Genomic DNA, 16,063 nt, shown 5'->3' on the forward strand with positions numbered 1-16,063 from the left:
GCGGAGACGCTGCCCGCGTACATGGTGCCCGCCCGGATCCTCGTCCTGGACAGTTTCCCGCTCGGCGCCACCGGCAAGTTGGACCGGGGTGCACTTCCCGAACCGGACTTCGTCACGTCCGAGGCCGAATACGTCGCACCCCGCACCCCGGTCGAGGAGATCGTCGCCGGGGTATTCGGCGAGGTGCTCGGCGTCGAACGCGTCGGTGCCGCCGACTCGTTCTTCGACCTCGGCGGAAACTCCATCAGCGCAACGAGGCTCACCGCCAGGCTGACCGCCGCGCTCGGCGCGCAGCTGTCGGTCCGGGAGTGCTTCGAGCACCCGACCGTCGCAGAACTCGCGGCGTTGCTCGAGGCGACCGCGGGAACCGCCGAACACCGTCCCGCACTAGTCGCCCGTCCCCGCCCCGACCGTATCCCGCTGTCGCTGGCGCAGCAGCGGATGTGGTTCGTCAACCAGTTCGACCCGTCCTCCCCGGCGTACAACCTGCCGCTGGCAGTGCGGTTGACCGGCTCGATCGATACGGCGGCGCTGAATTCGGCGTGGGCGGACGTGGTGCAGCGGCACGAGTCGCTGCGGACGGTCTTCCCGGTCGGCGACGAGGACGCGCACCAGGTCGTGCTGCCCGCAGCCGACGTGGTGTCCGACCTGACCCCGACCCCGGTCGCGGACGAGCAGGACCTGTACGCACGGATGCGTGAACTCGGCGCCACCGGATTCGACGTCACCGAGACGGTCCCGGTGCGGGTCGCCTGCTTCGAGGTGAACCCCACCGACCACATCCTGATGATGGTCGTGCACCACATCTCGGCCGACGGTGCGTCGCTGGCGCCCCTGTTCGCCGACATCATGACCGCCTACGCGGAGCGTGCGGCCGGCACTGCTCCCAGCTGGGAACCGCTGCCCGTCCAGTACGCCGATTACGCGCTGTGGCAGCGTGAGTCGCTCGGTGACGAGTCCGACCCGGAATCGCTGGTCGCCCGCCAGCTCGGCTACTGGCAGCAGTCGCTCGGCGGGCTCCCCGAGGTGCTCGAGTTGCCGACCGACCGGCCCCGGCCGCCCGTGCAGTCGCTGCGCGGTGCGTCGGCACGGTTCACGATCGACGCGCAGACCCACCGCGGGCTGCTCGCGATCGCCAGGGAAACGAACTCGACCCTGTTCATGGTCGTGCACGCCGCGCTCGCCGTCCTGCTCGAGCGGTTGTCGTCGCAGACGGACGTCGCGATCGGCACGCCGGTCGCCGGCCGCGGCGAGCAGGAACTGGACAGGCTCGTCGGCATGTTCGTCAACACCCTCGTGCTCCGAGCGTCGGTGCGTCCCGACGACACCTTCGCGGACCTGCTGTCACAGGTGCGCGCCACCGATCTGAATGCGTTCAGCCACAGCGACGTTCCGTTCGAGCGTCTCGTCGAGGTACTCGACGTCCCGCGGTCGACGGCGCATCAGCCGCTGTTCCAGGTGGCGCTGTCGTTCGACAACAACGAATCGGTCCGGATGGAGTTCCCGGGTCTCGAGATCTCCGCGCTCGACGCCCCGCTCGAGGTCGCCAAGTTCGACCTCCAGCTCAGCGTCGGCGAGCGCTACGCCGACGGGGCCGCCGCGGGCATCGCCGCGACGTTCAACTACTCGACCGACATCTTCGACGAGCAGACCGTTCTGGCCTTCGCGGACCGGTTCGGCCGGATCCTCCGTGCCGTGTCGGCCGACCGCGACGTGGTCCTCGGCGACATCGAGATCCTCGACGCCGCGGAGAAGGCCGCGATCGCCCCGGTCCGCGGGCCGCAGTCGATCGAGCCGCGCACACTGCCCGAACTGCTGCGTTCGGGTGTCGAGATCTCGCCGGAGTCGGTCGCGGTGTCCTTCGAGGGACGCGAGGTCACGTACCGGGAACTCGACGAGCGGTCGAATCAGCTGGCGCGTGTCCTGATCGATCGGGGCGTGGGGCCGGAGAACTATGTTGCACTGGCGATCACGCGTTCGGTCGAATCCATCCTCGGGATCTGGTCGATTGCCAAGGCCGGCGGCGCCTACCTGCCCCTCGACCCGAAGCTTCCGTTCGAGCGGGTCGGCGAGATGCTGTCCGATTCGGCGGCGGTCCTCGGACTGACGGTCGCCCGCCATCACGACGACCTTCCCGGCACGGTGCCGTGGATCGTCCTCGACGAGACGGCGGCGGCCGAGGAGATCGGTGCCCGCAGTGCGGGCGCGGTCGAGGACGCCGATCTGCGTCGCGCGCTGACGGTCGATCACCCGGCGTATCTCATCTACACCTCGGGTTCGACGGGTAAGCCGAAGGGCGTGGTGGTCACCCACCGCGGTCTGGCGAACCTCACCCGCGAGGTGCGCGAGCACTACGTCGTGTCGCCGAACTCCCGATTCCTGCACGTGGCGTCGCCGAGCTTCGACACATCGGTCGGGGAGATGCTGGCCGCATTCAGCGCGGGCGCCACCCTGGTGATCTCGCCCGCGGACGTCTACGGCGGCGACGAACTCGCCGACCTGATCCGCCGCGAACGGGTCAACAACGTGGTGATGACACCGACCGCGCTGATGACCGTCGACCCCGACGGGCTCGACTCCGTCACGTCCGTCGTGGTCGGTGGCGACACCTGCACACCGGAACTCGTGGCACGGTGGGCTCCCGGCCGCGAGATGCGCAACGCCTACGGTCCCACCGAGACCACGGTCATCGTCACCATCACCGAACCGATGGTGGCGGGTGAGCGCGTGACGATCGGTTCGCCGCTGCGTGGCGTCGAATCCCTCATCCTCGATTCGCGGTTGCGTCCGGTGCCGGAGGGAGTGCCCGGGGAGCTCTACATCTGCGGCCCGTCGGTGACCCGCGGCTACCACAACCGTCCGTCGGTCACGGCGGAGCGGTTCGTGGCCAACCCGTTCGGCGAACCCGGCGCGCGCATGTACCGCACCGGCGACGTCGTGCGCTGGGCGGACGGACATCGGGTGGAGTACGTCGGCCGGTCCGACTTCCAGGTGAAGGTCCGCGGGTTCCGCGTCGAACTCGGTGAGATCGACGCCGCACTCGCCGCGCAGTCGAACGTCGAGTTCGCGGTGACCGTGGGTCGTGAGAACCCGGCCGGGCTGACGACCCTCGTGTCGTACGTCCTGCCCGCCGACGGCGCGACGGTCGATCCGGAATCGCTGAAGTCGGTTGTCGGCGAGACGCTTCCGCCGTACATGGTGCCGTCCGTCGTGATCCTCCTCGACGAGATCCCGCTGACAGGCATCGGCAAGCTGGATCGCGCGCGGCTGCCCGAGCCCGAGTTCGTCACCGCGGGGGCGGAGTTCCGTGCCCCGACGACGCCGGCGGAAGAGACGATCGCAGGCATCTTCGCCGACGTGCTCGGACTCGAGCAGGTCAGCGTGGACGACAGCTTCTTCGACCTCGGCGGAAACTCGCTGAGCGCCACCCGTGTCGTGTCGCGGGCCGGACAGGTCTTCGGTCGTCGCATCGGAGTGCGGGAACTGTTCGAGGCGCCGACGGTCGCGGGCCTCGCCGCCCGCATCGGCACCCCCGATGAGAACATCCGACCGCGACCCGTCCTCGCGGCGCGGGAGAGGTCTGCCTTCGTCCCGTTGTCGCTGGCACAGTCCCGGATGTGGTTCATCAACCGCTTCGACCCGGACTCGCCCGCCTACAACATCCCGCTCGCGGTCCGGTTGACCGGTGCGCTCGACGTGGACGCGCTGCAGTCCGCCGTGTTCGACGTGCTCGACCGGCACGAGTCGTTGCGCACGATCTACCCGGACTCGCCGGAGGGCCCGCACCAGGTGATCCTCCCCTCCGACCAGGTCCGGCTGGACCTGACGCCCGCCGCGGTGTCGGACGACGAACTGCGCGAGCAGTTGGTGGAGATGGTCACCGCCGGATTCGACGTCACCGCCGACGTCCCGCCGATCCGGACGCGACTGTTCGAGGTCGGCCCGCAGGACTACGTGCTGGCACTCGTCGTGCACCACGTGTCCACCGACGGCGAGTCCACGGCGCCGTTCGTGCGCGACGTCATGGTGGCGTACGCGTCGCGGGCGGCCGGCGGGGAACCCGGTTTCGCGCCGCTCCCGGTGCAGTACGCGGACTACGCGATCTGGCAGCGTGAACTCCTCGGCAGCGAGGACGACCCGGACAGCCTGATCGCCGCCCAGCTGGCCTTCTGGAAGAAGACGCTGGCCGGCGTGCCCGACCTTCTCGAGCTGCCGGTGGACCGGCCGCGACCGCCCGTGCAGTCCCTGCGCGGGTCGCGGATCGACTTCACCATCGACGCCGAGGTGCACCGCGGTCTGGCCGCACTGGCCCGCAGGCACAACGCCAGCGTGTTCATGGCCGTGCACGCCGCGTTCGCGGTGCTGCTCAGCCGTCTGTCCGGCACCGAGGACATCTCGGTGGGCACCCCGATCGCAGGCCGCGGTGAGCGCGAACTCGACGACGTCGTCGGCATGTTCGTCAACACCCTCGCACTGCGTGTACAGGTCGACGGGCAGCAGACGTTCGACGAGATCCTCGACCGCGCCCGGGAGGCAGACCTCGAGGCGTTCTCGCACGCCGACGTCCCGTTCGAGCGCCTCGTCGAGGTCCTGAACCCGGCACGATCGATGGCCCACCACCCGATCTTCCAGGTGGGCTACTCGTTCCAGAACACGACGAAGGCCGAGCTGGAACTGCCCGACCTCACCGTCACACCGCTCGAGGTCGAGGGCGACACCGCGCAGTTCGACCTGCATCTGATCCTGGGGGACAGCCCCGAGGGGGAGCAGATGTCGGGCGTGTTCACGTTCGCCACCGACCTGTTCGACGCCGCCACCGTCAAGCGTTTCGCGGACATGTTCCGCCGCGTCCTGGCCGCCGCGGTGGATTCGCCGCGGACCGCGGTCGGCGACCTGCCGCTCACAGGCGGCGACGAGCGCGCGCTCGTGGTGTCCGGATGGAACGACACCGAGCGGGCGCTGCCGGAGACGACGCTCGCAGACATGTTCGCGTTCGCCGCCGCGGAGAACCCGGACGTCACCGCTCTCGTGTTCGAGGGCGAGTCTCTGACGTACGCCGATTTCTCGGCGAGGGTCAACCGGTTGGCCCGCCACCTCGTCGGCCGTGGGGTCGGCCCGGAAACCGTGGTCGGCCTGGCGATTCCGCGTTCGGTGGAACTGCTGGTCGGCATGTACGCGATCGCCGCGGCTGGCGGCGCGTACCTGCCGATCGACCCGGACCATCCGGCCGAGCGCACCGCGTATGTGCTGGAGAGTGCGCAACCCGTCTGCGTCCTGGCGACCCGCGCCGTCGTCGGGGGACTGCCGGGCGGGGTCGACTACCTCCTCCTCGACGAACTGGATCTGGGCGGAATCGACCCGGCTCCGCTGACCGACTCGGAGCGGATCGCACCGCTGCGGCCGGAGAACGCCGCGTACGTCATCTACACGTCCGGCTCGACCGGTCGCCCGAAGGGTGTGGCGATCGCGCACCGTGCGATCGCTAACCAGTTGCGGTGGAAGCAGTCGGAATACCCGCTCACGGCCGAGGATTCGGTGCTGCTCAAGACGGCGGCGACATTCGACCTGTCGGTGTGGGAGTTCTGGTGGGCGCTGACCGCGGGCGCACGTCTGGTCGTCGCCACACCGGACGGCCACCGCGACCCGTCATACCTGGCCGCACTCGTTGCGGAGCAGCAGGTCTCGACCGTGCACTTCGTGCCTTCGCTGCTGTCGGCGTTCGTCGCGGTGGCGGAGCCTGCCCAGCTGGTGTCGTTGACACGCGTGCTCTGCATCGGTGAGGCACTGCCCGCCGACACGATGCTCCGGTTCCGCGACGTCTCCGACGCGGAGATCTTCAATCTGTACGGCCCCACCGAGGCCGCCGTCAGCGTCACCCACTACCGGTGCGGCGACGAGCGCGACGGTTCGGTCCCGATCGGCAGGCCCGAATGGAACACGCAGACCTACGTTCTCGATTCGCGTCTGCACCCCGTTCCCGCCGGCGTCACAGGTGAGCTCTATCTCGCGGGCGAGCAGTTGGCGCGCGGCTACTTCGGACGCCACGACCTCACCGCGGAACGGTTCGTCGCCAACCCGTTCGGCGAGGCCGGCCACCGGATGTACCGCACCGGTGACCTGGTGCGATGGAACCGCGACGGCAACCTCGACTACGTCGGCCGGAGCGACTTCCAGGTCAAGGTCCGCGGTTTCCGGATCGAGCTCGGCGAGATCGAGCGGGCGCTCGTGGCACACCCGTCGGTGGCGCAGGCCGTCGTCGTGGTCCACCACGACCGTCACACCGGGGACCGGCTCGTCGGCTACGTGGTGCCGGAGCAGGGCGACTCCGTCGACGACGCCGACATTCTCGCGTTCGCCGGCCGGTCGGTGCCGGGGTACATGGTGCCGTCCGCGCTGATTGCCCTCGATGCGCTGCCGCTGAACATCAACGGCAAGCTAGATCGAAAGGCGCTCCCCGAACCCGAGTTCGGTGGCTCCGTGGACCATTACAAGGCTCCGCGTACCCCGGTCGAGGAGATCGTCGCGGGAGTCTTCGCGGACGTGCTCGGTCACGAGCGGGTCAGCGTGGACACGAGCTTTTTCGACCTCGGCGGCAATTCATTGGTCGCGACGCGCGTGGTCGCCCGTATCAACGCCGCACTCGACACGTCGATCGGTGTGCGGGAACTGTTCGAGGCTCCGACGGTGATCGCGCTGTCGGCTCGCGCCGAGCAGTCCGATTCGGTGGGCGCGAACCGCCCGGCGCTGGTGCCGCAGCCGCGTCCGACCCGGATTCCGCTGTCCCCGGCGCAGTCCCGCATGTGGTTCATCAACCAGTTCGACACGGCGTCGGCGGCGTACAACATTCCGCTGGCGATCAAGCTGACGGGCCGCCTCGACGTCTCGGCGCTCGAACAGGCACTCGGCGACGTCGTCGAACGGCACGAGACGCTGCGGACGACGTACCCCGACACCGGAGACGGTCCGGGCCAGGTCGTGTTGTCGCGGGCCCGGAGTTTCACCTCACTGGACGTGGAGACCGTCGCCGACGAGAACGTCCTGCGTGAGCGCGTGATCTCGCTCGTCACCGCCGGTTTCGACGTCGCGAAGGCCGTCCCGGTCCGCGCGCGTCTCCTGCGGATCGACGCCGAGCAGCACGTGCTGGTCATCGTGGTCCACCACATCTCGTCCGACGGTGCCTCGACGGCACCGCTGGCGCGCGACGTGGTGATCGCCTACAGCGCCCGCGCCGCCGGTTCCGAACCTGCCTGGGCTCCGCTCGACGTCCAGTACGCGGACTTCTCGCTCTGGCAGCACGAGTTGCTTGGCGACGAGAACGCGTCGGATTCGCTGGCCACCAAGCAGATCGACTACTGGCGGACCACGCTCAGCGGTCTGCCGGACGTGCTGCCGTTGCCGACGGACTGGCCGCGGCCGCCCGCGCAGTCGATGCGCGGCGCGAACTTCGACTTCGAGATCGACGCGGAACTGCGCGACCGGCTCGGGGCGCTGGCGCGCGAGCACAACGCGTCGCTGTTCATGGTCGCGCACGCGGCACTGTCGGTGTTGCTCGCTCGGCTGAGCGCCACGGACGACATCGCGGTGGGTACCGCCATCGAGGGCCGCGGTGAGGCCGCGCTCGACGACCTGGTCGGCATGTTCGTCAACACGCTCGTGTTGCGCGCGCAGGTCGACGTCGACGCGACGTTCTCCGATCTCCTCGCGCAGGTGCGTCAGCACGACCTCGGTGCGTTCACGCACACCGACGTGCCGTTCGAGCGGCTGGTCGAGATCCTCCAGCCGGAACGCTCGACGGCGTTCTCGCCGCTCTTCCAGGTGGCTCTGGCGTTCCAGAACATCGAGCAGGCGCACCTGGAGCTGCCCGGCCTGACGGTCGAGGGACTCGACGGTGGGATCAGCGCCGCGAAGTTCGATCTGCAGCTCACGCTCGCGGACGCAGCCGACGCGGACGGGGACGCGCCGATGCGGGGCGTCTTCACCTACGCGACGGATCTGTTCGACGAACGCACCATCGCGTCGTTCGCGTTCCGTTTCCAGCGCATCCTCGAGGCAATCACCGCCGACGCCTCCGTGCTGATCGGGGACATCGACGTCCTGAGCGAGAACGAGCACGAGGTGCTGGCACCCGTGCGCGGCGCCGACGGCGCCGCACCCGAGCTCCTGTCGAGCATCCTGGCCACCGCCGCGGCAGTCGACCCCGACGCCGTCGCCGTCGTGTGCGGCGACGAGCATGTCACCTACCGTGAACTGGACGAGCGCTCGAACCGTCTCGCCCGCGTCCTGATCGGCAGAGGCATCGGGGCCGACGACTTCGTCGCGCTGGCACTGACGCGTTCCGTCGAATCCATCCTCTCCATCTGGGCGGTCGCGAAGACCGGCGCCGCATTCGTGCCCGTCGATCCGAGCTACCCGTTCGACCGGATCCTGCACATGGTCACGGACTCTCGCGTGGAGGTCGGGCTCACCACCGGCGCCCACGTCGGCGAGCTGCCCGACACCGTGCGGTGGCTGGTGCTCGGTGAGGACGAGATGGACGGCGACTGCGCGTCCGTGTCGTCCGAGGCCGTCACCGACGCCGACCGCATCCGTCCGACCCGGGTCGACGACGCGGCGTACGTCATCTACACGTCGGGGTCGACGGGTCTGCCGAAGGGCGTCGTCGTCACCCACACCGGGCTGGCGAACGTCACGACCGAGCAGGTCGAGCGGCTCCGGCTCACCCCGCAGTCGCGGGTGCTGCACTTCGCCTCGCCGAGCTTCGACGCGTCCGTGTTCGAACTGCTGCACGCCGTGGCCGCCGCGTCGACGATGGTCATCGCGTCCGGCGTCGTGTACGGCGGCGACGAACTCGCCCGGCTGCTGAAGAAGCAGAAGGTCACGCACGCGTTCATCACGCCCGCGGCTCTCACCACGGTCGACCCGGCCGGGCTGGAAGGCATCGAGGTGCTGTCGGTGGCCGGCGAGGCCTGCCCGCCGGAACTCATGCAGAAGTGGGCACCGGGCCGGCGCATGTTCAACCTGTACGGCCCGTCCGAGGCGACGATCTGGAGCACGTCGAGCAACCCGATGAAGGCGGATCAGCCCGTCACCATCGGTGGTCCCACCCGGGGCGTCGACGTGGTCGTGCTCGACTCCCGGCTCACGCCCGTCCCGGTGGGGGTCGCGGGTGAGCTGTACGTGGCGGGTCCGAGCGTGGCACGCGGCTATCACAACCGGTTCGCCCTGACGGCGGAGCGTTTCGTCGCCAACCCGTTCGGCGGTCCCGGTGAGCGGCTCTACCGCACCGGCGACGTCGTCCGCTGGGTGCACGACGGGGAGACCGGCGACCTCGTCCTCGACTACGTCGGCCGGTCCGACTTCCAGGTGAAGGTCCGCGGGTTCCGCATCGAACTCGGCGAGATCGACGCCGAACTCGGCAGCCACGCGAGCGTGGACTTCGCGTTCACGCTGGGCCATCACCGCGAGCAGACCGGTCAGACCGTGCTGGTGTCGTACGTGATGCCGGCTCCGGGCGCGTCGATCGACGTCGCGGAACTGTCGGCGTTCGTGTCCGAGACCCTGCCCGGGTACATGGTGCCGTCGTCGATCATGGCGATCGACTCGGTGCCGCTGACGCCCGCCGGAAAGCTCGATCGCAAGGCGCTTCCCGAGCCGCAGTTCGTGTCGGCAGCCAGTGAGTACTGCGCGCCGTCGACGCCGATGGAGAAGGCCATCGCCGACGTCTTCGCACAGGTGCTCGGTGTGGACCGCGTCAGCGTCGACGACTCGTTCTTCGCCCTCGGCGGCGACAGCATCGTGTCCATCCAGCTCACGACCCGCGCGAAGAACGCCGGGGTGCTGTTCACGGCGCGGGACGTCTTCGAGCGCAAGACCGTCTCGGCGCTGGCCGACGTGGCCGACTGGGCCACCGACGTCGAGTCGGTGAAGCTCGAGGAGCTGCCGGGCGGCGGCGTCGGTTCGATTCCGCTCACGCCTATCGCGCACTGGCTGGTGGAGACGGCAGGGACCTTCGAGAAGTTCTCGCAGGCGGTTCTGCTGACCACCCCGCCCGCGGTCACGCGGGATCAGCTGGTGGCCACGGTGGATGCTGTCCTGGAACGCCACGACATCCTCCGATCCCGGCTCACCCGGACCGGGGACGACTGGGCGTTCGAGACTCTCCCGACCGAAGCGACATTCGGTGCGGACGACCTGATCGAGCAGATCGAGTTCACCGACAAGCCGGGAACGGACGGATTCGAGAGACTGGCACGCGCGGCTCTCGACCGTGCGGCGGAACGGCTGGATCCGGCGTCGGGCCGGATGACGCAGTTCGTGTGGTTCGCTCCCGCGGCGTCGTTGCCGGGGCAGAGCGGCCGCCTGCTGGTGCTCGCGCATCACCTCGTCGTCGACGGTGTGTCCTGGCGAGTGCTGTTGCCGGACTTCGCGACCGCGGGTTCGCAGATCACGGCGGGACAGCCGGCGCAGCTCGAACCGGTCGGCTCCTCGGTCCGTGCGTGGGCGCACGGTCTGGTCGAGGAGGCGAAGTCGCCGCACCGCGTGGCGGAACTCGACTTCTGGCGCGGGATGCTCGCGGACACGGATCCGCTGATCGGAAAGCGTGCGTTCGATCCCGCACGCGACGTGATCGCCCGGACCGACCGCCTGAGCATGACGTTCTCGACGCAGGTGACGCAGGCGCTGCTCACCACGATCCCGCAGTCCGTGAACGGTGGTGTCAACGACGGTCTGCTCGCGGCTCTCGCTCTCGCGGTCGCGCGCTGGCGCGGAGTCCGCAACGGGACCGAGGATCGCTCGGTGCTGATCAACCTCGAGGGACACGGCAGGGAAGAGGCGACCGTGCCCGGTGCCGACCTCTCCCGCACGGTGGGCTGGTTCACGAGCCTGTACCCGGTGCGGCTGGACGTCTCCCGGGCCGATCTCGACGACGCGTTCGACGGCGGGACGTCGACGGGCGCGGCGCTGAAGGCGGTCAAGGAGCAGTTGCTTGCCGTGCCCGACAAGGGCATCGGCTACGGGCTGCTTCGCTACCTGAACGAGGAGACGGGTCCGGCCCTGGCGTCGTTGCCGACTCCGCAGATCGGGTTCAACTACCTCGGTCGCGCGGGCTCGGTGGATCTGCCCGCCGAGATCCGGGATCTCGGCTGGATCCCCGACAGCGATTCGGGTGAGTTCGGCGGTGCCATGGACGACGACATGGTGGCACCGGCGGTGCTCAGCATCAACGCGGTGACGTCGGAGACGGCGTCCGGTCCCCAGATCGAGGCCAAGATCGCGTTCGCCACCGAGATTCTCGACGAGGCGGACGTGTGGGAGCTCGCCGAACTGTGGCACGCCGCGGCGACCGCGCTGGCCGAGCACGCCTCCGGGCCGAACGGCGGCGGTCTCACACCGTCCGACGTTCCGCTGGTGTCCGTGACGCAGGACGACCTCGAGGCGCTCGAACGGCGCTACCCCGACGCCACCGACGTGTGGCCGCTCGCCCCGCTGCAGTCCGGAATGTTCTTCCATTCCGTGCTCGCCGAGGACGCGGTGGACGTCTACACCGCGCAGGTGGTGCTGGACTTCCAGGGCACCGTCGACACCGGCCGGCTCCGCGGCGCGGCGGAGGCGTTGATCGCACGTCACGCGAACCTGCGCACGGCGTTCGTCCCCGACGATTCGGGGACCGCGGTCCAGGTGGTCGTCGACCACGTCGCGCTGCCGTGGGGAGAGCTCGACCTCTCCGGCCTGTCCGAGACCGAACGCGAGGAGCGGATGAGTTCCGTTCTGAGCGAACATCGTTCGGCGCGGTTCGATATGAGTCGTCCGCCCCTGATGCGGTTCCTGCTGATCCGCACGGGTGAGAACAGCTACCGGTTCTCCATCAGCAACCACCACATCCTGCTCGACGGATGGTCGATGCCGTTGCTGATGAAGGACCTGCTGGTGCTGTACGCGACCCGCGGTGACGGTTCGGTGCTGCCGCGCGTGCGTGGTTACCGCGACTTCCTCGGCTGGCTGTCCGAACGCGACACCGACGCATCGCGCAGCGCGTGGGCGCACGCACTGGCGGGACTGGACGGTCCGACCGTGCTGGCCCCGGCACCGAGCAGCGAGGACCGTCCCGAGCCGGCCGAGTTCGCGCTGCACCTCGGCGAGGTGGTGAGCGAGAACCTGGCGCGCATCGCCCGGGACCGTGGCCTGACGATGAACACGATCGTCCAGGCTGCGTGGGGTCTGCTGCTGGCCCGCATGACGGCCTCGGACGACGTCGTCTTCGGCGCCACCGTGTCGGGGCGCCCGCCGGAGGTCGCAGGCATCGAGTCGATGGTGGGCTTGTTCATCAACACCATCCCGATTCGTGTGCGTATCGATCCCCGTGAGTCCCTCCTCGGACTGCTCGAGCGGCTGCAGGCGGAACAGTCGACGTTGTTCGACCACCATCACATCGGTCTTCCGGAGATCCAGCAGATCGCCGGAATCGGTGGGCTGTTCGACACGTTGACGGTGTTCGAGTCGTACCCGGTGGACCGCGCAGGTCTCACCGAGGACAGCGACATCGACGGGCTCCAGGTCGCCGGGGTACAGATCAGCGACGCCTCGCACTACCCGCTGAGCCTGCTGGCCCAGTCGGACAGCGAGCTGCAACTGGTCCTGAAGTACCTTCCGGACGTATTCGGCGCCGACACCGTCGAGCGGCTCGGGTCCCGGCTGAACCGGATCCTGCAGACCATCGCGGCCGGCAGTTCCACGCTGGTGGGCGATCTCGATCTGCTGACCGGCGACGAACGCGAACTCGTCCTGTCCGGGTGGAACGACTCGGGGCACGACGTCACCGACGAATCCGTGGTGTCGATGTTCGGCGCCCAGGTCGCTCGCACGCCGGATCGAACGGCCGTGGTGGCGGACCACGTGCGCCTCACCTACGCCGAGTTCGACGCGCGGGTGAATCGTCTGGCGCGGCACCTGATGTCGATGGGTGTGGGGCCGGACTCGGTGGTGGGCATCGCGATGCGACGCTCGCTCGACATGGTGATCAGCCTCTACGCCGTCCACGCGGCGGGCGGCGCGTACGTGCCGATCGACCCGGAGCACCCCGCGGACCGCACCTCGTACGTGGTGGACAGTGCCATGCCGACGTGTGTGCTCAGCCTGGCCGACGACATCGCGAATCTCGATGTGGACGTGCCGGTGTACCTGGTCGAGGACTTCGACCTGTCCGAGTACGCGGAGGGCCCGGTCGAGGATTCCGAGCGGCTCGCCGAGCTGCGCCCGGTCAACCTGGCCTACGCGCTGTACACGTCGGGTTCGACGGGACGTCCGAAGGGCGTGGCGATTCCGCACTCGGCGCTGGCCAACCAGCTGGCGTGGATGCGGGACGTCTACGGCATCGGCGCGCAGGACGTGGTACTGCAGAAGACGCCGTTCACGTTCGACGCCTCGGTGTGGGAGCTGTTCCTGCCGTTGGTGGTCGGTGGCACTCTCGTGATCGCGTCGCCGGACGGTCACCGCGACCCCGAGTACATGGCAGCGACCGTGGGTACGGAAGCGGTGACGGTGATCCAGTTCGTCCCGTCCGTGCTGACCATGTTCCTCGACGCTGCCACGGCCGACCGGTGCGGTTCGCTACGCCTGGTCTTCGCGGGCGGTGAGCCGCTGCCGCAGTCGGCGACCAACCGGGTCGCCGGTCTCGGTTCCGCGGAATTGGTGAACCTGTACGGCCCGACCGAGGTGACCATCAACTCGACGGCCCACGTGGTGGAGCCGTCGGGAACGGCGACGATCGCGCCGATCGGTTCGCCGGCGTGGAACACGCGCGCCTACGTGCTCGACGCTCATCTGAACCCGGCGCCGATCGGTGTTCCCGGTGAGCTGTACCTCGACGGCGCGCAACTCGCTCGCGGATACGTCAACAGTTCCGCACTGAGTGCGGAACGGTTCGTCGCGAACCCGTTCGGCGATTCGGGTGCGCGGATGTACCGCACCGGCGACCTCGTCCGGTGGAACGAGAACGGCGTCCTCGAGTTCGTGGGCCGCACCGACTTCCAGGTGAAGGTGCGCGGACTGCGTATCGAGCTCGGCGAGGTCGAGGAGGCGTTCGTCCGATACCGCGACGTGGCGCAGGCCGCCGTGATCGTCCACAACAGCGAGGTGGGTGCGCGGCTCGTCGCCTACGTCGTGCCGAAGCCGGATGCCGCTCTCGACGCCGCGGCGCTGAACGGGTTCGTCGCGGAATCGCTGCCCGAGTACATGATTCCGGATTCCGTGATGGTTCTCGCCGAACTGCCGCTGGGTACCAGCGGCAAGCTCGACCGGCGCGCACTGCCGGTGCCGGACTTCGCGTCGGCGGCCGAATTCCGGGCGCCGCGCACCGAGACCGAGCGTGCACTCGCGACCGTGTTCGGTGAACTGCTCGGCAGGGAGAGCGTCGGAATCGACGACTCGTTCTTCGAGCTCGGCGGCGACAGCATCGTGTCCATCCAGTTGGTGGCGCGGTCACGTTCGGCCGGTATCCACTTCACCGCGCGAGATGTGTTCGAGCGGCGCACCGTTGCCGAGCTGGCCGCGGTGGCGGACTCGGGCGAGTCCGCGGCGACCGCACTGCAGGAGTACGAGGGTGGTGGCGTCGGAACGGTGCCGCTCACCCCGGTCGCCCGCAAGATGGTCGAGCGCGGCGGCGACTTCGACCGGTTCGTGATGCCGTTGTTGCTCACACTGCCCGCCGGGATCGAACGCGAGCAGGTGATCGCGACGATCGCCGCAGTGGTCGACAAGCACGACGTGCTGCGGTCGACCCTGGTCACCTCCGGCGTGGGGGACGCGCTCGAGATCGCACCCGCGGGCAGCGTCGACATCGACGCCACCGTGCAGCGGGTGGAGATCGCGGCCGGCGACGAGCCCGGTTCGCCGGAGTTCGACGCGGTGGCAAGTGCGGCGTTCGGCGCGGCCCTGGCTCGCCTCGATCCACGCACCGGGTCGATGCTGCAGTTCGTCTGGTTCGACCCCGCCGAGTCGGATCGGCGCGGACGGCTCCTCGTGTTGCCGCACCACCTCGTCATCGACTCCGTGTCGTGGCGGATCCTGGTGCCGGACTTCGCGAGCGCGGGCGCCCAGATCGCCGCCGGCACGTCGCCGTCACTCGAGCCGGTCGGGACGTCGCTGCGGCGCTGGACCGACGGTCTGCTCGAAGCGGCAGCGACGCCGGAGCGGGTGGCCGAACTCGAGGTGTGGGAACGGATGCTCACCGGGCCGGATCCACTGCTCGGATCGCGTGAGCTGGACCTGGGAACCGATCTGGTCAGCACGCTGGAACGGACCCGGGTGGATGTTCCCGCACCGGTCACCGAGGCATTGCTGGGTGGCACGCCGGGTGCGCTCGACGGTGAGATCGGCGACGTTCTCGCGGCAGCCCTCGCGTTGGCGGTGGCCGGCTGGCGGCGCGACCGCGGAGTCGAGGCTTCGTCGACGGTCGTCACCCTCGAAGGCCACGGACGTGAAGAGTCCACGGTGCCGGGTGCTGACCTGTCGCGGACGGTCGGCTGGTTCACCACGATGTACCCGGCACGCCTCGATCTCGCCGGGGTCGACCTCGCCGATGCCCTGCAGGGCGGCGCGAGCGCGGCGGACGCCGTGCACGCGGTACGGGATCAGCTGAGCGCGATCCCGGACCGGGGAATCGGATACGGGCTGCTCCGGTACCTGAACCCCGACACGTCGGCGGTCATGAGGAACTGGTCGGAACCGCAGATCGTGTTCAACTACATCGGACGCGTCAGCGCGGCCGAGGTTCCCGAGGCGGTACGCGGACTGGACTGGCTGCCCGACTTCGAATCGCCCGTCACGGGTGGATTCGAGAAGAGCGCGATGCCCGCCCAGGCCGTCCTCGACATCCAGTCGGTGATCTCGGAAACCGCGGAGGGCCTGCAGTTGTCGGCGTTCATGTCCTTCCCGCCCGGCATCCTCTCGACGCCGGAAGTGGACCGGTTCGGGGAGTTCTGGGTTGCCGCGCTCACCGCGCTCGTGGCTCAGGCCGAGGAGCGATCCGGGCGCTGATCTCCGCGGCCCGTGGTGGGAAGGCTCC

General features: G+C 69.2%; 1 protein-coding gene (running past one end of the window). It reads left to right on the plus strand.

Going from position 1 to position 16,063, the window contains the following annotated elements; all coding sequences use genetic code 11:
• On the plus strand, nucleotides 1-16,035 hold the final stretch of the coding sequence (locus CJ177_RS03795) for a non-ribosomal peptide synthase/polyketide synthase (protein ID WP_373560031.1). 17,691 nt of this gene lie to the left of the window's left edge; the window shows 16,035 of its 33,726 coding nt (coding positions 17,692-33,726); its start codon lies off the left edge, out of view; the stop codon is at nucleotides 16,033-16,035.
• The last annotated feature ends 28 nt before the right edge of the window (nucleotides 16,036-16,063 follow it).

Source organism: Rhodococcus sp. ACPA1 (genome assembly GCF_002300195.1).
Classification (GTDB): Bacteria; Actinomycetota; Actinomycetes; order Mycobacteriales; family Mycobacteriaceae; genus Rhodococcus_F; species Rhodococcus_F opacus.